27 protein-coding genes are annotated in these 25,291 nt (G+C 29.8%); 25 read left to right on the top strand and 2 right to left on the bottom strand.

The annotated features are described in order from the left end of the window. Positions 1–17: 17 nt before the first annotated feature. From ACKTTR_RS05630 to ACKTTR_RS05525, 22 genes are all read left to right on the top strand, one after another. A complete protein-coding gene (locus ACKTTR_RS05630) occupies positions 18–524 on the top strand; it encodes a nuclear transport factor 2 family protein (RefSeq protein WP_408026902.1) in 507 nt (168 codons plus the stop codon). Positions 525–693: 169 nt separating this feature from the next. Beyond that, positions 694–1,311: a MarC family protein gene (locus tag ACKTTR_RS05625; RefSeq protein WP_408026901.1), complete on the top strand. Its 618-nt coding sequence runs from the start codon at positions 694–696 to the stop codon at positions 1,309–1,311. A 55-nt stretch (positions 1,312–1,366) separates the two neighbouring features. After that, entirely contained in the window at positions 1,367–1,795 is a 429-nt protein-coding gene (locus ACKTTR_RS05620; RefSeq protein WP_408026900.1) for a GNAT family N-acetyltransferase, read from the top strand. Positions 1,796–1,920: 125 nt separating this feature from the next. After that, positions 1,921–3,213, top strand: coding sequence for a short-chain dehydrogenase (locus tag ACKTTR_RS05615; RefSeq protein ID WP_408026899.1), 1,293 nt, complete (start codon positions 1,921–1,923; stop codon positions 3,211–3,213). A gap of 62 nt (positions 3,214–3,275) precedes the next feature. Next, positions 3,276–3,677 (top strand): hypothetical protein, encoded by a 402-nt coding sequence (locus ACKTTR_RS05610; protein ID WP_408026898.1) that lies wholly within the window; start codon positions 3,276–3,278, stop codon positions 3,675–3,677. Positions 3,678–3,727: 50 nt separating this feature from the next. Then, positions 3,728–4,678, top strand: coding sequence for a hypothetical protein (locus tag ACKTTR_RS05605; RefSeq protein WP_408026897.1), 951 nt, complete (start codon positions 3,728–3,730; stop codon positions 4,676–4,678). Further along, positions 4,678–5,253 (top strand): Crp/Fnr family transcriptional regulator, encoded by a 576-nt coding sequence (locus tag ACKTTR_RS05600; RefSeq protein ID WP_408026896.1) that lies wholly within the window; start codon positions 4,678–4,680, stop codon positions 5,251–5,253. The genes ACKTTR_RS05605 and ACKTTR_RS05600 overlap by 1 nt, the downstream gene beginning before the upstream one ends. Before the next feature lie 61 nt (positions 5,254–5,314). Further along, complete coding sequence (locus tag ACKTTR_RS05595) at positions 5,315–6,085, top strand: MBL fold metallo-hydrolase (RefSeq protein ID WP_408026895.1); 771 nt, start codon at positions 5,315–5,317, stop codon at positions 6,083–6,085. Positions 6,086–6,134: 49 nt separating this feature from the next. Further along, a complete protein-coding gene (locus ACKTTR_RS05590; protein ID WP_408026894.1) occupies positions 6,135–6,962 on the top strand; it encodes an alpha/beta hydrolase in 828 nt (275 codons plus the stop codon). 29 nt (positions 6,963–6,991) lie between these two features. After that, on the top strand, positions 6,992–7,336 hold the full coding sequence (locus tag ACKTTR_RS05585; RefSeq protein WP_408026893.1) for a nuclear transport factor 2-like protein: 345 nt from the start codon (positions 6,992–6,994) through the stop codon (positions 7,334–7,336). A 175-nt stretch (positions 7,337–7,511) separates the two neighbouring features. Beyond that, positions 7,512–8,279, top strand: coding sequence for a hypothetical protein (locus ACKTTR_RS05580; RefSeq protein ID WP_408026892.1), 768 nt, complete (start codon positions 7,512–7,514; stop codon positions 8,277–8,279). A gap of 59 nt (positions 8,280–8,338) precedes the next feature. Next, positions 8,339–8,905 carry a cysteine hydrolase family protein gene (locus tag ACKTTR_RS05575; protein ID WP_408026891.1) on the top strand — a complete coding sequence of 189 codons (567 nt, stop codon included), beginning with the start codon at positions 8,339–8,341 and terminating at the stop codon, positions 8,903–8,905. Positions 8,906–9,033: 128 nt separating this feature from the next. Next, positions 9,034–9,207: a YciI family protein gene (locus ACKTTR_RS05570; protein ID WP_408027000.1), complete on the top strand. Its 174-nt coding sequence runs from the start codon at positions 9,034–9,036 to the stop codon at positions 9,205–9,207. A 231-nt stretch (positions 9,208–9,438) separates the two neighbouring features. Next, the gene (locus tag ACKTTR_RS05565) at positions 9,439–10,170 is read left to right on the top strand and encodes a helix-turn-helix domain-containing protein (RefSeq protein ID WP_408026890.1); all 732 of its coding nucleotides are present in this window, start codon (positions 9,439–9,441) and stop codon (positions 10,168–10,170) included. A 98-nt stretch (positions 10,171–10,268) separates the two neighbouring features. Then, complete coding sequence (locus ACKTTR_RS05560) at positions 10,269–10,925, top strand: peroxiredoxin-like family protein (protein ID WP_408026889.1); 657 nt, start codon at positions 10,269–10,271, stop codon at positions 10,923–10,925. Between the two features lie 318 nt (positions 10,926–11,243). Beyond that, a complete protein-coding gene (locus ACKTTR_RS05555; RefSeq protein WP_408026888.1) occupies positions 11,244–11,948 on the top strand; it encodes a hypothetical protein in 705 nt (234 codons plus the stop codon). A gap of 643 nt (positions 11,949–12,591) precedes the next feature. Beyond that, a complete protein-coding gene (locus tag ACKTTR_RS05550; protein WP_408026887.1) occupies positions 12,592–13,752 on the top strand; it encodes a YCF48-related protein in 1,161 nt (386 codons plus the stop codon). Between the two features lie 421 nt (positions 13,753–14,173). Next, on the top strand, positions 14,174–14,872 hold the full coding sequence (locus ACKTTR_RS05545) for a hypothetical protein (protein WP_408026886.1): 699 nt from the start codon (positions 14,174–14,176) through the stop codon (positions 14,870–14,872). A 538-nt stretch (positions 14,873–15,410) separates the two neighbouring features. After that, a complete protein-coding gene (gene hglS / locus ACKTTR_RS05540; RefSeq protein ID WP_408026885.1) occupies positions 15,411–16,841 on the top strand; it encodes a 2-oxoadipate dioxygenase/decarboxylase HglS in 1,431 nt (476 codons plus the stop codon). 122 nt (positions 16,842–16,963) lie between these two features. Next, the gene (locus tag ACKTTR_RS05535; RefSeq protein WP_231128388.1) at positions 16,964–17,422 is read left to right on the top strand and encodes an Lrp/AsnC family transcriptional regulator; all 459 of its coding nucleotides are present in this window, start codon (positions 16,964–16,966) and stop codon (positions 17,420–17,422) included. A 37-nt stretch (positions 17,423–17,459) separates the two neighbouring features. After that, complete coding sequence (locus ACKTTR_RS05530) at positions 17,460–20,357, top strand: FAD-binding and (Fe-S)-binding domain-containing protein (protein WP_408026884.1); 2,898 nt, start codon at positions 17,460–17,462, stop codon at positions 20,355–20,357. Positions 20,358–20,420: 63 nt separating this feature from the next. Next, entirely contained in the window at positions 20,421–20,873 is a 453-nt protein-coding gene (locus ACKTTR_RS05525; RefSeq protein WP_377475811.1) for a hypothetical protein, read from the top strand. Here ACKTTR_RS05525 and ctlX read toward each other — a convergent pair. After that, positions 20,870–21,805 carry a citrulline utilization hydrolase CtlX gene (gene ctlX, locus ACKTTR_RS05520; protein ID WP_408026883.1) on the bottom strand — a complete coding sequence of 312 codons (936 nt, stop codon included), beginning with the start codon at positions 21,803–21,805 and terminating at the stop codon, positions 20,870–20,872. The two genes, ACKTTR_RS05525 and ctlX, sit on opposite strands and share 4 nt — an antisense overlap. A gap of 147 nt (positions 21,806–21,952) precedes the next feature. On the opposite strand from ctlX, the gene ACKTTR_RS05515 reads away from it, so the two are divergent. Further along, positions 21,953–22,438 (top strand): DUF2938 domain-containing protein, encoded by a 486-nt coding sequence (locus ACKTTR_RS05515; RefSeq protein WP_408026882.1) that lies wholly within the window; start codon positions 21,953–21,955, stop codon positions 22,436–22,438. A 96-nt stretch (positions 22,439–22,534) separates the two neighbouring features. Here ACKTTR_RS05515 and ACKTTR_RS05510 read toward each other — a convergent pair whose 3' ends face one another. After that, positions 22,535–23,578 (bottom strand): flavin-containing monooxygenase, encoded by a 1,044-nt coding sequence (locus ACKTTR_RS05510; protein WP_408026881.1) that lies wholly within the window; start codon positions 23,576–23,578, stop codon positions 22,535–22,537. 330 nt (positions 23,579–23,908) lie between these two features. Between ACKTTR_RS05510 and ACKTTR_RS05505 the strand changes: the two genes are divergently transcribed. Then, on the top strand, positions 23,909–24,637 hold the full coding sequence (locus ACKTTR_RS05505) for a DUF4272 domain-containing protein (RefSeq protein WP_408026880.1): 729 nt from the start codon (positions 23,909–23,911) through the stop codon (positions 24,635–24,637). 67 nt (positions 24,638–24,704) lie between these two features. Next, positions 24,705–25,283, top strand: a complete 579-nt coding sequence (locus ACKTTR_RS05500) for an Lcl C-terminal domain-containing protein (protein WP_408026879.1) — start codon at positions 24,705–24,707, stop codon at positions 25,281–25,283. Positions 25,284–25,291 lie beyond the last annotated feature (8 nt).

Here is a 25,291-nt window from a genome sequence, read left to right as displayed (position 1 = left end):
GCATAAACTGAAAAACTATGAACGATTTATTTGACTTCTTCTTTAAGGGTAACTTTTTTATGAAAATAGTTACCCTACTATACACACTTTTACTGTCATGGGTAATGAACGGACAAGTGCAAGAAATACCTAACTACAAACCTGTTGACATCGACTTGCATAATCAAATTGTAAAAATGGATAGCATTTTCTTTAACGCTTATAATACTTGTGATATGAAAACACAGTCTGATATTTTAAGTGATAATATTGAGTTTTTTCATGATAAGGGAGGTTTATCTAACTCTAAAAGTGAAATTATAGCTGCCACTAAAAAGAACATTTGTGGTAAGGTTACTCGCACTTTAATAAAAGGAAGCATTGAAGTATATCCTATTAATAAATATGGGGCAGTGCAAATAGGTTATCATAAATTTTTTAATAATAGAGAACCTAATGCTAAATCTATTCCTAGTAAGTTTATTGCCATTTGGAAAAAAGAAAACGCAAAATGGTTAATGACAAAAGTAATTAGCCTACATTAAAAATATAGTTGATACTAACAACATTAGTCCATTGGTTTAGCTAACTCCGATGACACTAATACTTGGTTTTATTAGTTAAGCCAAAGCTTTACAGCTTTGGCTTTTTTTCTTTTTTATATTTGATACTACATTCAAAAAAAGTAACTTCGTTATCTAACAAGTTTTAATAATGGTAGCAGAAATAATTACAACTATTCTATTTTTAATTGCAGTTATTGATCCTTTAGGAACAGTTCCTGTATATTTAGAAGCTACCAAACAATTAGATACATACCACAAGAAAAAAGTAGCTATCCGTGCATCGTTCATTGCTTTTTTAATTCTACTATTCTTTATTGTCGTAGGACAAATTATTTTAGAGGGGATGAAAGTTACTCTAGATGCTTTTCAAATTTCTGGAGGTGTTATCCTTTTTCTTTTTGCTTTAACAATGATTTTTGGTGAAGGAAAACCAGAATCTGAAAAACATTTAATTTCAGACTACAAGCATGTTACTATTTTCCCTGTAGCAATTCCTTCAATTGCTTCACCAGGAGCTATCATGGCAGTAGTATTATTAACTGATAACCATATATATACTATTCAACAACAAACCATTACTACCCTACTCGTTCTTTTTGTAGTAGCACTCACTATGATAATTCTTTTATTGGCCAGCCGTATACAAAAAAGGATTGGCGAATATGGTATTACAGTTATTAGTAAAGTAATGGGGCTTATCTTGGCTTCATATGCTGTACAAAGTATTTTAAGCGGATTAAAAGGTTTCTTTTTTACTGCGGGTTAAACTTTATTATCCTTTTCTGTTTTTATTATATTTGGAAATTGAAAAAGAATAAAAAATGACTATAGAAATTACTACAACTCCAAATGAACAAGACCCCAAAACTATAAGCCAAGGAATTATAGATTTTAATCATTCAAAAATTCCTGATCTTGAACCAATAGAAGAGGAAATCAAGTTTTTTACTTTTGCTAGAAATCAAGTAGGAAAAGTAGTTGGTGGAATAAGAGCTGTGTGCTTTTGGAACACTTTACATATTGAGTTACTTTGGCTATCTGAAGATTGTCGCGGAAAAGGTGTAGGTAAAAAGTTAATTGAATCTGCCGAAAATTATGCGAAAGATAATGGTTGTGAAAAAGTCTTTGTTGAAACTACTAGTTGGCAAGCTAAACCTTTCTATGAAAAAGCTGGCTACAAGCATATAGCAACAATTAACGATAGACCCAAAGGACACTCTTCTCACTATTTAACAAAAGAGTTAAGTTAAAAGATATCTATTACTCTTAACTTAAAACAAAAATCTAATAACGAAAAGAACTAGTCAAAAGTCTAACTAAAAAAGCTTACCAAAGCTTCACTATTATTCTTTCACCCATACTAAATGCCTCATAAATGGATTTAAAATACATTCCTCTATTATTATCATTCTTTTTGATAACTAGTTGTTTCAACAAAGAAAAAACAGACGAGGAACTACTTGAAAAAGACAAAATAGAATTAAAAGAAAACTTAGATTCATACAAAATAACCACTTATAAATTTGGTAAAATACTAATTAGATCTTCTGCCGAAAAAGACACCATTTCAACAGAATTTCTATCTTTTAAAAAGGATCTCGATAAGATTTTTAACAAAGTGGTAAAATATGATGTTAAAAATCCTGAAAACTTATCATTATTAGACTACATTTTAATATACCGAGATTATAAGAAAATGGAAGACTTTATTATGAAAACTGATGAAGATGTTTTTCCTACTTTAGTAGATGCCTTTAATGTAATTTACGGAGATTCTATCAGTAAAAAAAGAGAGTACTATAAAGGAAAAGAAAAAGAATATGTTCAAAATATAGAACATGCTATTTTAAGTGCTGTTGTAATATTAAGTAAAGATTTAGGAAAAGAAGTATCACTTTACGAATGTACAAAGACGAACCCTGAATTACTTCCTGATTCTGAAATTAAAACTCTGCTACAATATTTTAGAGGTTTCTTGTTTTTTGAAAAAGGCCTTTATTATTTATCAGAAGATGAAATTTCAAGAAATATTAATTGGCTAAACAACAATAAAAATGTGGATTTACCTTATACTAGAGCTTTTTTTCAATGGGGAAATTTAGATAATGAAAGTACTCATTTAGGTCTTCATTCATTAAATCATTTATTCAGAGGTTTTGACCGATTGATGATGGATAGAGAAATTGATGAAAAACGTGCTCTTGAAGATTTTGAAGCATTTTTAAAAGATGCTAATAAAATTGGATTAAATAATGAAATTACTTGGTCAATAGAAACTTATTTATATTTAAAAAACGAAGAAAACGAAAAAGCTATTGCTACATTAACCAAACTTAAAACAAGTACCCTACTCTCTTCAGAAGATAAAAAAAGAATAGATGAATCTATTGAATATGTTAAGAATAGAGAGCCAGGTAAGGTGTTAAATGGTTTTTATGATAAATTCTTTTTAAGTAAAATAGCTACGAAATACATGTATGTAATTTTATCTAAGGTAGACTGGGAAAAAGTAATGAAAAAGCAAAACGTACCACATACCGATGAAATTTTTAAAACTATTGATAACCTTAAAAGCTTTATTGACAACTTAAAAAAATATGGTAGTACAGAAGAGTTAAAAAACAAAGGAAAAAGTCTTTGGAGCAAAACAAAAGAATTAGCTAAATAATATTAGCTATAATTCTCTAAAAAAGAAACACATAACATATCAAAACACTTAAAAAAATTAAAATGGGAAAAATTAAAATTGAAAGCACCGTTGGAGCTAAAATATATGCTAACGAAAAAGAATTAGGTTTAATAAAAAAAGAAGATAAAGAATATGAATTAGATAATGGCAAATATGAAGTTTACGCTAAGGCTTCTTGGTGTGGTAGTCAAAAAATCAATATAAATGTTACTGATGATAAAATCGTAACCTTAACTTTAAACAGTTTTAAGTATGAGGGAATTATAAGAGCTGTTATGATGTTACTTGTTGCCTTATTTATGTTTTCTAAAAATCTTATTTTTCTAATTTTTGCGGGTATCATCATTCTATACCCATTATACTATATATCATTCGGAAAAGATAATTACTTAGAATTGACTGAGAAGAATGAAAATAGTCTAGCTAATACAAACAACATTTAATTTTTACTTTAACAAACCACAACCTGTTTAGTCCCCCAAATACAATAGCCATGAATTACAAAATAATAAAATTACTATTTGACCCTAGAGAAACTATTAATAAGGAAGAATTTTTATTTGGGATAATAATTTTATTCTTTTTTGCTTTTAGTTTCATTAGTGATTTTACTATAAATGCTAGTATCATGTCAATTATAAGCTCAAAAAGTGCACACTTACTAACTACACATCAACTTATAAAACCATTTACTATACCTAATTTGCCTGTAAGTTTTATTTTATTTTACAGCGCTGTAACTTTAGCTATTAAAAGAATAAAAGATTTACAATCTAAATTATGGATAGGTGTTGTGGTGGGAATATTCATATTTCTTTTTTTTGATGCTATCTTTTTAAAAACAACTACTAGTACGGGAATGTTTTCTAATTTATTAGGATTCGAGATTGATAATCAAATAAAGATTTTTCATATATCAAGTATGCTTTTTTATGTTGTTTTGGGAGTAGGTTCAATACTCTTCCTTTCAGTTCTTAATGGAACTAAACCTTGTATAAAAGATGTTTATAAAAAAGGAAGTTTAACTATTAATCAATTTATTAAACAGTTAGGTATATGGTGCGTAGCAACATTTTTGGGTCTTATCATAATTACTCTATTACTCAACATTAACAAAAGTATAACTACTTTAAGTTACGGTAGTTTTTTACCTCCCTTAATTGTAATATGTATACTTTTTATATGGTATTTAAAACTAGTTTATATGAGATTAAAAAATACTACTTTCTCTTTTCTCAATTATCTCCTTTGTTTAATAGCTTATGTTATTGGCCTTATTTCTGTAATCACAATAACTTTTAAAGTTGACAATTTAAATTATATAAACATGTCTTTAACTTTTTTCTCAGTTATCAGTATAATATTTTCATTTGTAAACCTTTCTTTATTTTTGTTAGATAAAGATTCTAAACCATTCGAATTTGGAATCGAAAAACACGATTAATGAAACTATTCTCTGAGATCTCTAAATTCTTCGAAACAGAATTCCCTTTAAATCAACATGGACTTGATGAACTGTTTACTTTATTTAAAATTGAAAAACACACTAAAGGAACTATTTTACTTCAAGAAAACTCTAAAGAAAAAAAACTCCGCTTTTTAAATAGTGGAGTTGTAAGAGAATATTACGCAAACGAAGACAAAGAAGTCAATATCAACTTTTATGTAAAACCTCAGTTTATTTCCGATTTACTAACTTTTAGTCATAATACTAAAACAAAGAAAAATCAAGAATGTCTAACTTCTGTAGAAGTTTTAAGTATTGAAAGACAACCTTTTTTTGAGTTACTAGAAAAATATCAATGTGGAAAAACCTTTGTTGAAGCTTCTTTTCAAAAGCTTTTAAAACAAAAAGAAAAACTAGAGTTTAATCGTATCACAAAATCCCCTGAAGAATTATACAACGAGCTATTTATTTACAAACCCGAATGGATACAAAATATCCCCCAATACCATCTAGCTTCGTACTTAAACGTAACACCAGAAACGTTAAGCAGAATTAAAAAACGTATTTCTTGATTTGAATCAATGAAAATAAATAGTGTAAAAAAGACATTTGCATAACTAAAAGCGTTATACAATGTTACACATACACCAAATAAGAAATGCCACTATAATTATTGAAACCGAAAAAGAGGTTATACTTGTAGATCCTATGTTAGGTAACCAAGGAATTATGCCTCCATTTACACTATTTAGACATAAAGCTAGAAAAAACCCAACTGTTCCACTTCCAAAAAACACTTATTCACTACTTAATAAAGTAACTCATTGTTTAATTACTCATCAACACCCAGACCATGTAGATAATGCCGGTGTACAATTTTTAATTAAAAATAATATTCCTGTTACCTGTAGTGTAAAAGATGAAAAAGCCTTAAAAAAACGAGGATTAAACATTGTGCAAAGTTTAAAATATTGGGAGAAACAACCTTTTTTAGGTGGAGTGATTGAAGGAATACCTGCCAAACATGGTTACGGATTTGTCGCAAAACTTATGGGAAATGTTCTCGGTTTTTACATACAACTACCCAATCAAAAATCTATTTATCTCAGCTCTGATACCGTTTATACCAATGCAGTACATAAAGTACTAACTAACTACAAACCTAAAATTAGTGTGTTAGCATGTGGAGCTGCTCAGTTTGATATTTTTAAACAACTTATTATGAGTGTAAAAGATATCTTAAAATTTATAAAAAACTCATCTGGTTCAGTCATTGCTAATCATATGGAAGCTATTAACCATTGTCCTTTAACTCGAGAAAAACTTAAAACTATATTGAAACAAAATAATTTACATCATAATGTTTACCTTCCTGAAGATGGAGAACTTGTAACTATTGAATAAAAGTCTCTTATATTTACATAACTGTATGATAACCATTATTATTAGTAATATGAAACAGAAAACTTTAGTACTTGTTACTCTATTAATCGCTTTTTCAAGCTTTGCTCAAAATATTCCTGAAAAAATTAATGAAAGTGATTTTTCCATCGGAAAAACTGTTCAAATAAAGTCGGCTATTTTAAAAGAAGATCGAACACTAAATATTTATTTTCCTACAAGCTATTACATTAATAACTCAAAAAAATACCCTGTTATTTATTTACTAGATGGCTCTAAAGATGAAGATTTTATTCATATTGCTGGAATTGTACAATTTGGCTCTTTTCCATGGATAAACATGCTTCCTGAAGCTATTGTAGTTGGTATTGGAAATGTAGATAGGAAAAGAGATTTCACTTACCCTTCTACTCTTGAAATTGATCAAAAAGAATTCCCTACTTCTGGAAAATCTAAAAAGTTCATTCAGTTTCTAAAAAAAGAACTTCTACCCTTTATAAATACTAACTACAGAACAACCGATAACAAAACATTAATTGGACAATCGCTAGGAGGCCTTTTAGCTACAGAGGTTTTATTTAAAACTCCCAACCTTTTTAACAACTACATAATTGTAAGCCCCAGTCTTTGGTGGGATGCTGAAAAACTTTTGACCTTCGCCCCTGCTAAATACAATACTAAAAAACATATTTATATTGCTGTTGGTAAAGAAGGGCCGGTTATGGAGCGAACTGCCAAAGAACTATACAACAAACTACTTGGCAAAGCAACAGAAAACTCAAAAATTTACTTTGAATTTTTAGAAGATAAAACTCATGGCGATGCACTACACGAAGCCGTGTACAATGCTTTTGAAAAAATGTTTAAAGTAGAAAAGTAACCTATACTACTCCTTAAAAGACTAATATTATGCTAAAGATTATTTCAAGCCCTAGCTGCGGAAATTCACCTAAAATGACACTCTTAAAAGAATTTAATATCGCCTTAGCAAAAGGAGATTTGGAATTTCTTACCGAAAGTGTTACTGATGAAATAGTTTGGAATATAATTGGAGATAGAAAAGTTGAAGGGAAGGAAGAGTTCATTGAAGAACTTAAAAAAATAAAAGAGAAAGAGGTAATCGAATTAACACTAGAACAAATCTTATCTCACGGAAAAGAAGGTGCTGTAAATGGAACTATTAAAATGCGAAACGGAAAAAACATTCTTTTTCAAACTTTTATTTTTTCAAAGGAGCAAAAGGTGCTAAAATAAAATTAATAACATCATATATCATTGAAGTTGATCTACAATAAAAACAATTTTTTAACACTTATAAAGAACCTAATCTTTGTAAATTTAGCTTTTCAATTTAATAGAAAAAGTTATATAGGAAAGCCTCACTACTTTTTACTTACAAAAACATTAACAATAACTAAAAAACAATACTATGGGTTGGGATATAAGTTATCATCCTATATCAGAAAAACAAATAAACGATTGGTATTTTGATGTATTAGATAATCAAAGTTTACTTGAAAAAGTAATCTCAGAAAATACCTTTGAAAATTTTTACAAAGACCATTATAAAGAAGTCATTGAAAATGGCTTAAACATTAAAGAAGATGATATTTTTGATAAAAGCCATGGATTTAACATAGCTGTTACGCAAGGTTTCTTTCAAAAGTTCTTTTATACAAGAGGTTCAGCTCTTTCTCTTTCAGAAAATCCTTTGCTAAAAAAGTACTATAAAAAATGGCAAGAAATAGTGCCAAATGAAAAGTTAACCAAAAGTGTAAATAATCAAATTATTGAGAATTATTGCTCTGGTGTTTACATTCCTCAAAATAAGGTTATTGAATTATTAAATGATTATGAAAGCGATTCTGAAATTAAAAAAGAATTAAACTATTTGTTTTCACACGATAGAATTAACGTTTTCCTTAAAGCTTTAAACTTTTCAAAAGACAACAAATTAGGTTTACTAGAAGCTACGGAAGTTATAGAACCTAATCCGATGGATTTAAATAATTCGTCATGCTTTTCTAACTTGTTTAACTGTGATCCTGAAGGTGCACTACTATATCAACAAGCTGCTATGGAACAAATTACAGCTATTAAAAAAAATGATAGTGTAAATGAAGAAACTTCAAAAACGAAACCTCAAGAAAAAAAGAGTTTCTGGAAAAAACTATTTGGAAAACAAATTAAGAACTAGTTATCCTAAGTATTATTCATATTTAAAACCTTTATACTGTATTAAATAATAACTTAAGCATGAAATTAAGAGAAAAAAATCCAGCTTTAATCCTTGTAGATATCCAAAAAGCTTTCTTAAACGAAGAATATTGGGGCGGTAATAGAAACAATAAAGATGCTGAAATTATTTGCGGAAAAATATTAAACAAATGGAGAAAACTAGATTTACCTATTTTTCATATAAGGCATAGTTCTACAAACCCAAATTCAAAACTTAATAAACAAGATGATGGTTTTAATTTTAACGAAAATGTAATACCGTTAAAAAATGAACCTATAATAACTAAAGAAGTGAATAGTGCTTTTATTGGAACCGATTTAAAAGAACTATTAGATGAACAAACCATTACAACTCTTGTTATTGTTGGGATAACAACCAACCATTGCGTATCAACAACTACTAGGATGGCTGGTAATTTTGGATTTGAAACTTATGTAATTTCAGACGCTACTGCTGCTTTTGATAGAATTGGTATTAATGGAGAAAAATATGATGCTAAAACAATACACTTAACCTCTCTTGCTAATTTAAATGAAGAGTTTGCTACAGTAATAGATTACGAAAAGTTAATACATAAAATTTAATTTTTTATATTTATAATAAACCTTACTTACAAAACTGAACTCGAAAAAATTGACCGCTTTTTAAACGAACAACATGAATTGGAAACTTCCTTGCTTCTGGACGATAAGCTCCAAAAACTGGTGGCTTCATATTAGCGAAAGCTGAAAGCAAATCTGAACTAGAAAATATTGTTAAAAAAGATCCTTTCAAAGCAAACGGATTAGCTTATTATCAATTAACTGAATTCATTCCAAGCAAAACCTGTGAAGAACTAAAGTTTTTAATGAAAAAAGAAAATACATATAACAATTTAGAACTTTAAAATAAAACCCCACTTTTATAGTTATTTTACTTTAACAAAAGTTTGAATATTATCTCTCCTGTTTCTCTTAACAAACACTTTTTTTCCTATAGCAAGCCTCATTCAAAATTGATTACTTAGACTTCTAATCTAGAATTAACATATTTTTGCGCATAGCTTAAGGATTATATAAATTTCCCGACAAATTTGGAGCTGAATAATCAATTTAGAGCTCTGTTTTAAAGAAGTACAATGGTATACCCTATAAAAAACAACCAAAAAATAATTCCAAATAAAGAAAACCTATTTATCCTTTTAAATGGAAGTATAACCATAGAAAAAGACGGAAATATTAATCCTATTCCTTCAAAAAGCTACTTCTTTTTTGATACTGAATTTGATATTGTAGCTGCTTCTCCTTTTGTAGAAGGGTTTGTAGCTAAGCTAAATGAGCACGATCTAAAAACATTCCCCGATTTGGAGAAAGAACTATCAAATATTAATAATTCATTTGAAGTGTTGAAAATTAAAAATTATGACAATAAAAAAAGTAAGATACACTCGTTGTTAAAGGCTAAAAACAATAGTCGTCTTTTAGAAAGCTATACTCATGTTTTATGGAGTGAATTTATAGGTGATTTTAAGAATAACTTAAAAGAACAATCCATTACAGCACAATTTTCAGAATTAATTGATCAAAACATAGAACACAATTATTGTGCAGGCACCTATGCAGAAATGATGGAAATACCTCTTAAAAAACTAATACATGAAATTAAACAAACTGAGAATAAAACACCTTGTAAGTTTATTACTGAAAAAGTAATTAATAAAGCAAAACACAAATTACTCAATACCAAAGACACCAGCCAAATGATTGCTTATCAATTAGGTTTTAATGATCCGTATTATTTTATCAAATATTTTAAAAAACATACAAAATTCACTCCCACACAATTTAGAACACAAAACTCAGTAACTTAATAGGTTGGGAATTTATTCCATCATTTTATAATTTATTCCATTTTTTGACGTAGCAGATTCATTGACTTTTGTAGCATTAAATAAAATCTTTTACTAAAATGAACTTATCAAAAAGTCTTGCCGAAAGAAAAGCAACAAATAAACAAAACATACCAGCCGAAAAATGGGCTATTATGGAAACCAGCACAAACAAACTAAAAGAGCAATCGTTAAGTACAAAAGCGTTACAAACAGGAGATATACTTCCTACATTTATTCTACCTGATATAAATAATAAAAATAGATCGCTTTCCGATTTTAAAGAAGGTTTTCTAGTTATTTCTTTTTACCGAGGTGGATGGTGTCCTTTTTGCAATATGGAGTTACGTGCCTTACAAAACATTCTACCACAACTTAACAAGTTAAATACTGCATTGGTAGCTATTAGCCCAGAAACACCCGATAATTCATTAACCACATCAGAGAAAAACAAATTAACTTTCAGTGTACTGAGTGATCTTGAAAACCAATACGCAAAATCATTAGGACTAGTTTTTCAACTACCTCAAGACTTAAGAAGTGTATACCATTCTTTTAATCTTAACGTAGATAAGCACAATGGAAACAAAGATTATGAGTTACCAATGCCTGCAACCTACATTGTTAATAAGGAGAGAGAAGTTATATACAATTTTACACCAGAAGATTATACAGAAAGATTAGATCCAGAAAAAGTACTAGCAATAATATCAGAAGCTACTTTACAAAAGCAATAACACCTTTTGTAACCACAACATTTTAACCTCCTACTTAACAAACATTTTTCTATAGTAAAGTTTGTATACAATGCTTCTCGCTTAAGGAGAATAACGCTCCCTCTTAAGCAAGGAGTATTGTTCTTGTTACCTATGGAGAGTCATTCTCTTTAGGCTTGAGGCATCCTCCTGATAATAAAGAGATTCTTTTTCCTTATTTATTTCCCTATATTTGAGAGAATAAAAATTGCTAAAAATTAAGTTATTCCGTAAAAAATTCAACACAGCATTTGAAGCTTTACTTCTATGGTTAGCTAAATTGACTATAAACTCAAAAAAATGATTAAACTTATATTTAAGTTAAGCTCTATCCAAATTGGACTCCTTTTATTTTTCATGCCTTTTTTTGTTGGAATATTAGAAGGATTAATATCTTTAATTTCTTTTTTCTTAAATTTTGACTTTAACTTCCCTTTATTTGAAAGTGCTCTTTTAATAATGCATTTTCTTTTTCTTATGTGGATTTGGTGTATTGCTGTAACGATAAATGAGAAAAAAATTAAGATTAAAAACACCTTATTTAAAGTTTGTTTTTTATTCTATTCTACACATAGACTTCTCGACTTTCTACTTAATTTAAACTTAGATATATTTAAGGAAGGATGGTTTCTTGATAATAAAACTATAATTTTAATAGAACTTTTAGTACTTCTTTACGGAGTACTTGTCTTTGCCTCATATATATACATAGCAGTTTTCACAGGCAAGATAATATCTAAAATACCCATTAATAACTCTAGATTTAAGTTTATTAATGATTTTCCTAACTTTTTACTTATTCTTGTTTTTCCTTTGGGTATTCCCATTTTACACTCAAAAATTCAACTTTTCTTAAAAGAAAATGAATTATTTTATTTTACAAAATCAAAAAATAAGTACCCAGTTAACTTTAGTAAAAAGCCTTCCAAAAAAAACAAAAATAATGTCATAGCTAATAAAGAAAAAATCGACAAAGAAGACCATACTAGATTTATGCCCAAATAAATAATTTTATACAAACACAAAACCATTACTCTTTTATTTTGTATCGTTTTAAGCAAACTAATCCAAAATATAAAAAATCAATATGCAAAATCATTAGGACTAGTTTTTCAACTACCTGAAGACTTAAGAAGTGTATACTACTCTTTTAATCTTAACGTAGATAAGCACAATGGAAACAAAGATTATGAGTTACCAATGCCTGCAACCTAAATTGTAAATAACGAGAGAAAAGTTATATACAACTTTACACCAGAAGACTATACAGAAAGATTATATCCAGAAAAAGTACTAGCAGTAATATCAGAAGCTACTTTACAAAAGCAATAACACCTTTTGTAACCACAACACTTTAATCTTCTACTTAACAAACATTTTTCTATAGTAAAACATTGTATATAATTACTTGCTTAAGGGGAACTAAATTCCCCTTAGTTAGAAAACAACATCTCAATTAAGCCTGAAGTGTTGTTTCCTTATTATTGTAGTATTACCCCTAAGCTTAAATTATTACAAATAACTAAAAAAGAAAAGTTCTATTACAAAGGCTTTAATCCTGTTTTGTTATGTTTGTATAACACAAACTATACAAAACTTATATAGCTGAAATGTACCTAGTACAAACAGACAAAAATTACTTAGAATTATGAAAATAAACCTATTCCCTTTACTTTTTACAATTGCTCTTTTCTATTCATGTATTAATAATCAATCAAATAAAAACGACCTTACCCCAAAACCATACAAGGTTAGTAAAAACTTTATACCAATAAATAAGGCTCCAAGAATAGAATACAATACGTTTAATAATATTACACAAAATCAATATAGCTTTACCAATACAACTTCTAACCAAGAGGTTTCAATACTACACCATTTAGATGAAACTGGATTTCATTTTTATCAAGGTCTTAAGTTTAAAGATAATAACCTTGGTGTTATAGTTGGTGGAACCCGATTAAGAGCTAGAATTACCCTAAATGGTGGAAAAAACTGGAAAGAAGTTAGTTTTTCTAGGTTTGCTAACTCTTTTCAGTCTGTAGATTTTTCTGGTAATAATATTTTTATAGTTGGGGCTAGTAACTATATATATAAAAGTGAAGATTTTGGAAAAAATTGGAGTGTTTTTGATACTAAATACTTTTTTAAAGAAAATCAAAGTAGATATCAAAAATTCAAATATTACAAAGTTAGATTTTTAACAGAAAAAATAGGCTTTATTATTGGAGAACATGAACGCCATTCCGTTATATTAAAAACAATAGATAGAGGTGAAACCTGGAAAATAATTAAAAACAATAACCTTCCTAAAAATGAAAAAGGCATATCAGATATAGCTATAATTTCTGCTGATGAACTAATAATAACCACGTTATCTGGGAAATGTTATAAAAGTATTGATGGAGGAGTTAACTGGCAACTTCTCTACTCTGGAGAAAATACTACATTATCATCTATTGCCTTTTTTAATTCCAGAACTGGTTTTATTGGTGGTTCAAACAATGTATTAATGTATACAAATGACTCAGGGAAAACTTGGAAAAAAATACATATGCCTTATGGAGAAATATCTGATATAGTTATTCATGAAAATAATGCATTTATTACAACCTCTTTTCAAGCTTTAGATGAAGCTAAATCATTTATATTTAAAATTGACAGTAAAGGAACAAATACTCCTCTCCCTTTTTTAACAAAAAAAGATGACTCTGTGTTTTTTGAAGCAAACTCATACGCTATTCAGACACTGAATAATCATATTTATATTCTAGATAAAAATAATTTATATCGAACAATTATAAATTAAAAAAACAACTTCTTTTAGACAAGAAACATCAACCTCTATTAGGCTTGGGTATTGTCCCAATACTAATGGAATACCTTTTTTATATTATATAGTTAATCTAGCATATACTACTCACAAACAAGGCTTATCTGTATCATATATATTAACGTTAATTTGAAAAATAACTTCGTTAATACTTGTTCTTTTCATCTCTTTCATTATTATTAATTCTCAAAATAAAGGTTCAGGTTTTATTCATTTAATTAATGGTTTAGAAGGTGCTTTATTTGATGTTTTCACAAAAAATATAGTTTGAAGATGTACAAGAAAAAATCGCTATCTTGCCCATTATTGATAATCACACAAAACCTTTAACAGTAATATTGAGAGAGTTATTAGCTTCAAATAACTTTACACTAATTCAGATTAATATAACTACATTATGACTACCAAAAATATTATTAAATTAATATTAACTCAATTACTGATTCTTATTTCAATAGAATCATTTTCTCAAGATATTCATAAGCCCTATGACAACCAAAAGGCAACAGTTGAATTAAACGGTATAGCTAAAAAAATTAAGAATGGATTACCGTATAAAATTAATCCAAACTTAGTCCAGTATATTTATACACAACAAGATAAATTTCCAGAAATACCAGCAAATTCAAATTCTAGAACCAAGATGGGAATTCTAGCGCCCACCTATGCGAAAATTAACTTAATTCTAAAATCTCAATTGAATCAACCTCAGGATTCAATTTCTAAAGAACAGGCAATGTTAGCTGCTAGTATTGGGTATCAATCTATAAAAATAATTTCCTTATCAAATGATTTTATCAAATCGCTAAGTAAGGATTCTTATAATTACAAAACTCGGGTAAGAGGATATAATCAAGGAATCAAGGGGTTACAAGAGTTACTTACAGGGTATATTACTATGACATTTTTAGAAAATAAAAATCAAGAGGTAGATGACATACTAATTTCAAGTCTTAGAAATTTCGCACCCAAAATAATTAATAAATTTCCTGAAGATAAAAAAGAACATACAATCGAATTGCTTAAAGCATTAATTAAAGGGAAAGAGGATATAAGGTTAAAAAATGAGTTTACTAATTTTATGGAACTCCTATAAAAAAATAAACCTGCCAACAACAGATAAAAAACAATAGGTATAAACCTTTAAGAAATAAGAGTCCTTAAAATAGAACCTCTAGGTGTTAAAAATATGTAGTACAATAAGCTGCTGTACTTATCCAGAAACGTTACGCCAATATAAAACCCCAAAATTTCGGGGTTTTATTATCATATATAGCCATAAAACTATTCTAATTCCATATTATTACTTTCAAACTGAAACTCTATTAAAATGCTTATTTGCTATTATTCTTAAGATTAAGAAACTTTTAATTTGTTGTTTATAATATGTACTCCATTGTTTATTCTCTAATAGAATTAAAAACGCTGAAATATTTTACTAAGTCTTATATACTAAAACAAAGTCAAATTGACTTTTAAAAAATACTTTTTTTGTAAAAATTATCTTTTTAGTTAAAAAAAGCACATCCTCAAAAGTAAATTAACTCAAAATAAATACTAATAAAACAAAATTCACTTTTATGTATACTAAAAAAAATTAAATTCATTTAATTTGTAGCAAATCTCAATAAACTATGTCATCAAAAAATAAACTAGAAAGTTTTACTAATACAACTGAAGAATTTGTCTCTCCAGAGTACATTCGTAACCGCTTCTCTAAAATTATGTCTGATATGTACAAAAAAGAGGTGCCACTTTATGGTGAGCTACTTGATTTGGTTCATGGCATTAATGATAATGTTCTTTCAGAGTCTAAAGAAGTTGAAGAGCAGTTAGCACATACTGGAGAATTAACTCGGCTAAATATGGAACGCCACGGAGCAATTCGCTTAGGTAAGCCCTATGAGCTATTTACAATGAGGCGTCTATTCAAGGTTATGGGAATGTATTCTGTTGGTTACTATGATTTAGCCCCAGCTGGTGTTCCTGTTCATTCTACGGCATTTAGAGCTATTGAAAGCACCGCTCTTAATCAAGCTCCATTCAGAGTTTTTACCTCTTTATTGCGTATCGATTTAATTGATGATGCTCAGCTTCGTAACAATGTTGAAACTATTTTAGAAAAACGTCAAATTTTTACAGAAAAAGTTTTACAACTCATTGATAAATCTGAAAAAGAAGGAGGTTTAAATAAAGAAGATGCAGAAACCTTTGTTCTAGAAGCGTTAGAAACTTTTCGTTGGCACGATACTGCTACCGTAGATTATGAAATGTACGAAGCTTTACTAAATCAACACAGATTAATTGCTGATGTAGTTGCTTTCAAAGGACCTCACATCAACCACCTAACCCCTAGAACTTTAGACATAGATAAGGTGCAAGTAAGCATGGAGGCTCGTAATATTCCACCAAAAGATAATATAGAAGGACCTCCTGCTAGAAAATGCCCTATTTTACTACGTCAAACAAGTTTTAAAGCATTGACTGAAAAAGTAACTTTTAAAAACAATGTTGAAAAAGAAGAAATAGGCGAACACAAAGCTCGTTTTGGTGAGATTGAACAACGTGGTGCAGCATTAACTCAAAAAGGACTTGACTTATATCACGAGTTGTTAGGCAAAACACGTAAAGCTATTGGTGGATCACCAACTGCCGAAAACGCCTCAGAATACAATGAATTATTAGCAGAAAATTTTAAAGTTTTCCCTGATAACTACGAAGAGTTACAATCAAAAGAATTGGCATACTTCCATTACTTTACTACCGATAAAGCAAAAACGTTATCTAAAGATAAAGTCTATACAAAAGTAGATGTAAACCAATTATTAGAGGATGGTTATTTAAGTATAGAACCTATGGTCTACGAAGATTTCTTACCTGTAAGTGCAGCAGGAATTTTTGCTTCAAACTTAGGAACAGATGATGCTAAACGTGAATATCAAGGTACATCTAATCAATCATTATTTGAAAAAGATTTAGGTGAACCTGTTTATAAGTTAACAAAATGGTATGAAGATATGCAAGATGAGAGCATACAAAACTGCTTGGCAGTAATAAATGCTTAATCATAAAATTAAGTATTGAAAAAGTGTAGCCGTATATTTGTATTTTCGGCTACACTTTTTTCGTTAAAAACGATTGTTTATCTTGTAGCTTATATTAAGTTTATCCCAACAAAATTATTCTTTTGGAAAATCAATTTGATTATATAGACAAACAAATACTATCAAAACTTCGTTTAGATGCTCGTAAAGCCTATTCGCAAATTGCTGATGAATTAAAGGTTTCTAACTCCCTAATTCATCAACGTATTAAAAAATTAACTGCAGAAGGTGTAATTAAAAATGCGGAGTTTGTTTTAGAGGAAAAAAGCTTAGGATATAAAACCAAATCATATACAGGTATTAGATTGCGTGAAGCTCGCTTTGCTAAAGAAGTAATGCATGAATTGGAAAAAATACCTGAGATAACCGAATGTAATTTTGTTTCTGGTTACTACGCTATTTTTATTTTAATATTTGCTAGAGACAATGAACATTTACAAAAAATACTATACGATAACGTACATTTGATTAAAGGAGTGGCAGGAACCGATACTTTTATCTGTTTCGATACCTGTTTTAAGCGTCACATTCCAATAGAATAATTAACAACAGCACCCACCTTTTTAGGTATTTAAGATAATGACACAAACAACACAACTTGAAGCGTTCAAAAAATCATTAACTGGCGAATTATTTTTTGACGATTTACATAAAAATATTTATGCTACCGATGCTTCGGTATATCGTAAAATTCCATTAGCAGTTGCCTACCCTAAGAATATACAGGATATTCAACTGTTAATTGATTTTGCTACTAAAAATAATATCACCTTAATTCCGCGTACAGCAGGAACTTCGTTAGCTGGACAGTGTGTAGGAGATGGAATTGTGGTAGACGTTTCTAAACACTTTACCAACATATTGGCTTTTGATGAAATTAACAAAACCATTACGGTAGAGCCTGGAATTATTCGTGACGATTTAAACCGTTTCTTAAAACCTTTCGGATTGTTTTTTGGTCCGAATACCTCAACCTCTAACCGTTGTATGATTGGTGGAATGGTAGGTAACAACTCTTCAGGAAGTACTTCTATACGTTACGGAGTTACTCGTGATAAAGTCATTGCTATCCAAGGCTTGTTAAGTGACGGTAGTAAAGTTACTTTTTCTGAAATTACTTCGGCAGAATTCAATCAAAAGAAAATAGAAAATTCGTTAGAAGGAAACATCTATCGAGCAATTTATACTGAACTTTCTCAAGAAGCTGTTCAGCAAGAAATAAAAAAAGAGTTCCCAAAAGAAAGTATTCACCGAAGAAATACAGGATATGCAGTTGACGAGTTTTTAACTTCCGATTTATTTGGTGGGACAGAACCAACTATCAATCCTGCTAAATTTTTATCAGGAAGCGAAGGAACCTTAGTCTTTTCAACGGCTATTACAATTCAACTAGACGACCTACCTCCTACGCAAAGTATTATGGTATGTCCGCATTTTACTAGTGTAAACGAAAGCTTAAAAGCTACTGTTACTACCATGAAACACACTCTCTATGCTTGTGAATTAATGGATAAAGTAATTTTAGATTGTACTAAAAACAACCGTGAACAAGCTAAAAACCGTTTCTTTTTACAAGAAGATCCTGAAGCTGTTTTAATGTTAGAAGTTTCGGCAAATACTATAGAAGAAGCTGAAATATTAGCCGATAAACTTATTGAAGATTTAATAGCAAACAATTTTGGATACCACTACCCTAAAGTATATGGTGAAGACATTGCTAAAGTACATCAATTACGAAAAGCAGGTTTAGGGTTATTAGGAAATATTGTTGGTGATGATAAAGCGGTAGCTTGTATTGAAGACACTGCTGTAGCCTTAGAAGATTTACCCACCTATATTGAGGAGTTTACTAAAATTATGGATAAGTATCAGCAAAGAGCGGTGTATTATGCACACGCAGGAGCTGGTGAACTACACTTACGCCCTATTTTGAATTTAAAGAAACAGGAAGATGTGGTACTGTTCAGAAAAATAACTACTGAAACTGCTGAGTTAGTTAAGAAATATCAAGGATCTTTTAGTGGTGAACATGGTGATGGTATTGTACGTGCTGAATTTATTCCGCTAATGATTGGTGACAAAAACTACCAATTATTACGAAGAATAAAAAAAGCATTTGATCCGAACAATGTGTTCAACAAAGGAAAAATTACCGATGCTTTTCCGATGGATCAAAGTTTACGTTATGAGGTTGACCGAAACGAACCTGATATTGAAACTATTCAAGATTTTTCAGATAGTGAAGGTATTTTAAAACTAGCTGAAAAATGTAACGGTTCAGGTGATTGTCGTAAGTCTCCCGAAGCTGGTGGAACCTTGTGTCCGAGTTATCGAGCAACTCGAAACGAAAAAGAAACTACTCGAGCTAGAGCCAATACATTACGTGAAGTTTTGACTAATAACACCGCTCAAAACAAATTCGATTCAAAGGAATTAAAAGAAATTCTCGATCTGTGTTTAAGCTGTAAAGCTTGTGCTAGTGAATGTCCGAGTAATGTAGATATTGCTTCTATGAAAGCAGAATTCTTGTACCAATATCAAGAAACAAATGGATATTCTTTCCGTAGTAAGTTATTTGCTAACAATGCTAAGTACAACAAATTAGGAAGTAAATTTCCTGTACTAACAAATTTCTTTACCAATACTACTCTAGCTAAAAAGGTTATGGGAGTTGCTACAGAACGTTCTGTTCCTAAGTTAGCAAAACAACCTTTAAGCGCTTGGTTAAAAAAGTATCAATCAATAGCTTCAAAAAAAACAGTGTACTTATTCAATGATGAGTTTACGAACTATTACGATGCAGAAATTGGAAAAGACGCAATTGTTGTATTAGAAAAGTTAGGATATGAAGTAAAAACCGTGAACCACGAAGAAAGTGGACGTAGCTATATATCAAAAGGATTTTTAAAAGAAGCTAAAGAGATTGCTAATAAAAATGTAGACACTTTTAAAGAATTAATTTCTGAAGAAACTCCATTAATTGGAATAGAACCTTCGGCTATTTTAACCTTTAGAGACGAGTACTTACGTTTAGCGGATGATAAAACATCAGCCAAAAAACTTTCTGACAATTCTTTTACTATTGAAGAGTTTTTAGCTAATGAACATGCTAAAGGTTCTATAGACACCACCAAATTTAGTAATGAAACAAAAGAACTTAAAATACATGGGCATTGTCACCAAAAAGCTTTGTCTAGTACACACGCTTCTTTTTCTATTTTAAACATTCCTAAAAACTACAAGGTAACCATTATGAACACTGGTTGTTGTGGTATGGCAGGCTCTTTTGGGTATGAAAAAGAACATTATAAAGTAAGTATGCAAGTGGGTGAAGACACGTTGTTTCCTAAGGTCAGAAACTGTTCGGTTGATACAGAAATAGTTGCTGCTGGTACTAGTTGTCGTCATCAAATTTATGATGGAACAAAACGTTTAGCAAAACACCCTGTGACAATTTTAAGAGAAGCTTTACTATAAATAATTGATTTTCATTTCTTTATTTTGTACTTTTAAGACGATTAACTCTTAAAATGTACTATTATGGCGAGCAATAAAATTATATTCAGCAATGCGTTGCTAATTTTTGCAGGCATTGTTGGCTTCTTTCTAGTTATGAAAATTTTTGGATTAGAAGATGTTTCCGAACTACGTTTCTTAAACTTTGCTTTCGTTCTTTATGGTATTAACAGAGCTATAAAAACCAATATTGTTAAAAACCATGAGTCGTTATATTTTAGCAATTTTTTATTAGGAATTGGAACCTCAATAATTGCTGTAGCCTTAACCATTTTGGGGCTAATTATATATGTAGATTTTATTGATGCTGGTTTTATGACAATACTTGAACAATCTTCTTTTTGGGGACAAAATTTAAGTTTACCTCTAGTAGTTTTTGCATTAGCTATTGAAGGGATTGCATCTTCTGTAATCTGCTCTTTTATTTTAATGCAATACTATAAAAATTATAAAGTTTCTAACACAATGGTTACTTAGGCTTTTGGTAAAAAAACCTCAGCCATCATACAACGAGCACTTCCTCCACCGCAAGTTTCTATAGTTTCTAGAGAGCTGTGTATTATTTTGCAATGCTTTTCTATAGCTTTAATTTGATTTGGATTTAATGAATTAAAGGCGGAAGAACTCATTATTAGGTAACGCTCATCATTTGTTCCTTTAACTTGTAGCATATTTCCTGCAAATTGTGACACTTGTTGTTCTGAAATAGCAATAACTTCCTTTCCATCCAACTTCAAATGCTTTAATACGTTTTTCTTTTCTTTTTTATCATCTATCGAATCTAAACACACTACCGCAAAAGTTTCTGCAACGCACATCATCACATTTGTATGGTAAATAGCTTCTCTCCTCCCTTCAACTGTTTGATTCGCTGTAAAAATTACAGGTGTGTATTCAAAATCTTCACAAAATTCAATAAATAGTTCTTCATCAGCACGAGGAGACAAAGCACAATAGGCTTTTCTATTATGTCTATCTAAAATCATACTTCCAGTTCCTTCTAAAAAAATTTCTTCCTCTTCTGCTTCTGAATAGTCTACAACATTTTCAATTACAAAACCTTTCTCTTCTAGTATTTCCAACACGTCTTCTCTACGCTCAAAACGTCTATTTTCTGCAAACATCGGATAAATAGCTACATCTCCGTTTTCATGAAAAGAAATCCAGTTATTTGGAAATAATGCATCTGGTGTATTAGGCTCTTTAGTGTCTTCAACAACTACTACAGTAACTCCCACAGCTCGTAATTTTTCTACAAAAGCATCAAATTCTTCTTGTGCCTTAGCATTAACTGATGCAGGTAACATTCCTGACAACTCTTGCTGGTAATAATTATTTACTGCTGTTTGCTCATTCATCCTAAAGTTTGCGGGACGAACCATTACTATTGTATTTGTTGTTTGTTGCATACTGCGAAGGTAATAAGATTTTGGATTTTTATTACAGCAAAAGGGAACAACTAAATTTTAATTATATTATGTTAATTCATCCTATCTTTTCTCTGATTTGTCCTATCGCAACCACCTTCTCTCATTTTACTTTTGTTATAAAAAAACATGAATCATTTATTCCAAACAATTTTAGTAGGTATTGGTGCTACAGTAACCATGGATGTTTACTCTATAATTTTAAATTACTTTGGTATCAATACTCTTAATTACAAATTTTTAGGTCGTTGGATTGGATATTTTTTTGACGGTAAGTTTTCTCATCATACAATATTTACCTCTGCCTCCATAAAACATGAACATCTAATTGGTTGGGTTGCACACTATATTATTGGCATTATATTCGCTTTTCTCTTGGTCTTTGTTTTTGGTAAAAAATGGCTTGAGCACCCTACACTTTTACCAGCTTTAATTATAGGAATTGTAACAGTTGTAGCACCTTTCTTTTTTATGCAACCTGCATTTGGATTAGGAATTGCTGCTTCTAACACTCCTGACCCAATCAAAGCAAGAATAATGAGTTTAATAACACATACCGTATTTGGTTTTGGATTATTTTTAAGTGCTAAAATTTTAAGCTTCCTAATTAAGTAATTAAGCTTAGTTTATTAGATATAACATTTTATCTCTTATGCAACAAAACCACTAATACTATTAGTTATTAGTGGTTTTGTTTTTTACATACGAAGTTTATTTTTCACTAATTACATTAGCTAAATAACTAGCATCTTTAGATACACCTCCTAAAGTGGCCGAACCACGAGTATACATCCAAGGTAAGCCTATAAAATATAACCCTTCAATATTACTAACTCCTCTATAATTTTTTGGGTAATTATCTGCATCTAACTCCAAACCTTCTATCCACTTAAAGTTTGGACGATATCCCGTTGCCCAAATAATATTTTTTATTGATGTTACTTTCTTGTTATCAAAAACAACTTCATTATCTAAAGCATCCTTAGTTCTTCCTACTGTAACTACATTTTCACGAGATAGAATTTCTTTTACATCCGTACCAATTACAGGCTGTAAAGAAGTGCTTATTTTTTTCCCTATCCAACTGTATTTGTTAAATTTTAAAAATCCAATTAAAGTAAACCACCACCATAAAGTTTTTCCTAAAAACTGCTGGGGTAAGGTTTTTACTTTAGTATCTCCCGAAAAATAAACTGTATTTGATTTCTTATCCTTAGATATCTCATCTAGAATTTGATATCCTGAATCTCCTCCTCCAACAACTAGCACATCTCCTTCTTGTAACTGTTCACTGTTTTTATAGTAATTACTATGCATTTGTAACACCTCATCTGATAATTTTGTATGACAGGGAGGCGTATATGGTATGTGAAATGGCCCCGTTGCTACAATTATATTTTTTGCTGCAATTTCTCCTTCATTATATAATGCATGAAATCCTTTTGCTGATTTTTTTACAGAAGTTACCAATGTATTCAGTTGTACAGGAATATCAAATTTCTTTACATACGATTTAAAGTAATTGCTAACCTCGTATTTAGAAGGATAATGACCTTTTGGAGCATTAAATTTTAAACCTGGTAAGTGATTATATTCAGTTGGTGTAAATAGTTTTAAAGAGTCCCATCTATTGAGCCAAGAGGCTCCTATTTCTTCTTCTCCGTCTACTACTATAAAGCTTTTTTCCATTTTTTTTAAGTGGTAAGCCATGGATAAGCCTGCTTGCGCACCACCAATAATCACAAAATCTAACATCTAAAATCATTTTCATTAAGGCTCAAATATAGATACTTTAAACAAGCACATCAAACTTTTCTTGGAACTGAAGACTTTCTTAAGAATTAAAAGACCAATCATTTACAGCATACTAAACTTAAGATGAGCAAAGTAACCTAAAACAAATTACACACATAAAAAAACATAAACATCATATAATCAATCATTTTCTATTTCAAAAAGTAATAACAGCATAAAACACTTATCAACCTTTCATATATTTTAACAAATTTCATATCAATACCTGTTGCTTTTATAAATATTTTCACCAAAAATAAGCTGTAAGTTTACAAACCTAAAAAAAACACTATGGGATGGTTTAAAAGAAAAAAGACTTCAAAGAATATTACCCCTAAAACTGAAGCAACTCAAAGAGATTCTTCAATTGTAAGATCTCAATCAATTACTATTTGTCATGATGCTGGATTTCAGCCTGCAAGTTCTCTTCCTACAATTAGAGAAACAAAATTAAGACCCACAAACGAAATTGCAGGAAGACTCCACGCCATAAAAGCTCTTGTTTTATGGTTAATGGTACCTACAGAGAATTTACCTGATGAAAAAATTATAAATTTTATTAATCAGAATAAACTTCTTGATTTTATGACTGAAGAAGAAAAAGAAATACTCAATGCATCTAGAAATAATATAGAATTGAGAAACTCCATTGGATGGAAATTTGAAAACGCATGGCCACTTGCATGGTACTTTGGTTATGACGAGCCTGAAATTTCTGGTCAAATGATGACTGGTGAGCAAATGCAAGAAATTTTAATAAATCATACATGCTCACTTGATTCTTTAATTAGTGAATGGCTTCCTAATCAACATACCCTAGAAGAGGAAAAATTAGTAGAAAAAGAAGATTTATTTTACTGTTTGCATAATGCTGTAAGAAGTGCCCAATTAGGAGGAAATACTGTTCCTGATGGCTTTGACCCTATTGGAAATGGCGGAGTTATTCATGAACGTAGACACTCACTAACATGGATGATTTCTAGTGATACTGAATGGGAAGATACCGATCTCAGTACATAAACTTGAGAAATAAAGGAAAAGTCAATTATAGACTACATAAATTTGTAAAAATTGAAATTTTAAGAAAATGAGAATACTTACCATAGTTGTTTTACTACTTAGCTTTTCATCATGTAAAAAGGCTCAGAAAGAAAATAACACCCCTAAAAAGGAGCCTGAAGTAAAAATAGAAATAGTTACTCCTAACAACAACCAAAAAACTATTGACTCTACTTTAATTGTGTTAGACTCTACCACAAACTTAATTTGGATGAAGAAAGATTTTAGTGTCATTGAAAAAAGGTTTTTAAATAAGTGGGACGAAGTATTTGAATGGCAAGAAAAAATGAATTCTGATAACTATGCTGGATTTAACGATTGGAGAGTTCCAACTATAAAAGAATATCGATCTATTAATAAGAATAAAAAAGATAGAGTTTATTATAAACAATGTTTTATAGAACTCGACTCTACTTTCTTCTGGGGAAAAGGAGCTTATGCTTTTTGGAGTTCAACAACACCTAATAAAAACACTGCTAGCTACATGAGTTTTAAAGAAGGATTTGCTGTATCTGGGAACAGAGAAAGAAATATAACATACATGAAAGGTCATAAAGGCAAATCATTGGGTATGAGTGTTAGACTAGTTAGAAATAAAATCAATTAAAAGATTTA

The sequence above is a fragment of the Tenacibaculum litoreum genome, from assembly GCF_964513915.1.
Taxonomy (GTDB): domain Bacteria; phylum Bacteroidota; class Bacteroidia; order Flavobacteriales; family Flavobacteriaceae; genus Polaribacter; species Polaribacter litoreum.
Note: the sequence above shows the minus strand (reverse complement) of the source record. Positions and strands in the feature narration are given on the sequence as shown.

Coding starts and splice junctions, on each gene's coding strand:
- ACKTTR_RS05500 (WP_408026879.1), top strand. CDS start 24,705: ATGAGAATACTTACCATAGTTGTTTTACTACTTAGCTTTTCATCATGT.
- ACKTTR_RS05515 (WP_408026882.1), top strand. CDS start 21,953: ATGAATCATTTATTCCAAACAATTTTAGTAGGTATTGGTGCTACAGTA.
- ACKTTR_RS05545 (WP_408026886.1), top strand. CDS start 14,174: ATGACTACCAAAAATATTATTAAATTAATATTAACTCAATTACTGATT.
- ACKTTR_RS05560 (WP_408026889.1), top strand. CDS start 10,269: ATGAACTTATCAAAAAGTCTTGCCGAAAGAAAAGCAACAAATAAACAA.
- ACKTTR_RS05595 (WP_408026895.1), top strand. CDS start 5,315: ATGTTACACATACACCAAATAAGAAATGCCACTATAATTATTGAAACC.
- ACKTTR_RS05530 (WP_408026884.1), top strand. CDS start 17,460: ATGACACAAACAACACAACTTGAAGCGTTCAAAAAATCATTAACTGGC.
- hglS (WP_408026885.1), top strand. CDS start 15,411: ATGTCATCAAAAAATAAACTAGAAAGTTTTACTAATACAACTGAAGAA.
- ACKTTR_RS05555 (WP_408026888.1), top strand. CDS start 11,244: ATGATTAAACTTATATTTAAGTTAAGCTCTATCCAAATTGGACTCCTT.
- ACKTTR_RS05505 (WP_408026880.1), top strand. CDS start 23,909: ATGGGATGGTTTAAAAGAAAAAAGACTTCAAAGAATATTACCCCTAAA.
- ACKTTR_RS05610 (WP_408026898.1), top strand. CDS start 3,276: ATGGGAAAAATTAAAATTGAAAGCACCGTTGGAGCTAAAATATATGCT.
- ACKTTR_RS05585 (WP_408026893.1), top strand. CDS start 6,992: ATGCTAAAGATTATTTCAAGCCCTAGCTGCGGAAATTCACCTAAAATG.
- ACKTTR_RS05525 (WP_377475811.1), top strand. CDS start 20,421: ATGGCGAGCAATAAAATTATATTCAGCAATGCGTTGCTAATTTTTGCA.
- ACKTTR_RS05550 (WP_408026887.1), top strand. CDS start 12,592: ATGAAAATAAACCTATTCCCTTTACTTTTTACAATTGCTCTTTTCTAT.
- ACKTTR_RS05605 (WP_408026897.1), top strand. CDS start 3,728: ATGAATTACAAAATAATAAAATTACTATTTGACCCTAGAGAAACTATT.
- ACKTTR_RS05510 (WP_408026881.1), bottom strand. CDS start 23,578: ATGTTAGATTTTGTGATTATTGGTGGTGCGCAAGCAGGCTTATCCATG.
- ACKTTR_RS05630 (WP_408026902.1), top strand. CDS start 18: ATGAACGATTTATTTGACTTCTTCTTTAAGGGTAACTTTTTTATGAAA.
- ctlX (WP_408026883.1), bottom strand. CDS start 21,805: ATGCAACAAACAACAAATACAATAGTAATGGTTCGTCCCGCAAACTTT.
- ACKTTR_RS05565 (WP_408026890.1), top strand. CDS start 9,439: ATGGTATACCCTATAAAAAACAACCAAAAAATAATTCCAAATAAAGAA.
- ACKTTR_RS05620 (WP_408026900.1), top strand. CDS start 1,367: ATGACTATAGAAATTACTACAACTCCAAATGAACAAGACCCCAAAACT.
- ACKTTR_RS05600 (WP_408026896.1), top strand. CDS start 4,678: ATGAAACTATTCTCTGAGATCTCTAAATTCTTCGAAACAGAATTCCCT.
- ACKTTR_RS05575 (WP_408026891.1), top strand. CDS start 8,339: ATGAAATTAAGAGAAAAAAATCCAGCTTTAATCCTTGTAGATATCCAA.
- ACKTTR_RS05590 (WP_408026894.1), top strand. CDS start 6,135: ATGAAACAGAAAACTTTAGTACTTGTTACTCTATTAATCGCTTTTTCA.
- ACKTTR_RS05580 (WP_408026892.1), top strand. CDS start 7,512: ATGGGTTGGGATATAAGTTATCATCCTATATCAGAAAAACAAATAAAC.
- ACKTTR_RS05625 (WP_408026901.1), top strand. CDS start 694: ATGGTAGCAGAAATAATTACAACTATTCTATTTTTAATTGCAGTTATT.
- ACKTTR_RS05615 (WP_408026899.1), top strand. CDS start 1,921: ATGGATTTAAAATACATTCCTCTATTATTATCATTCTTTTTGATAACT.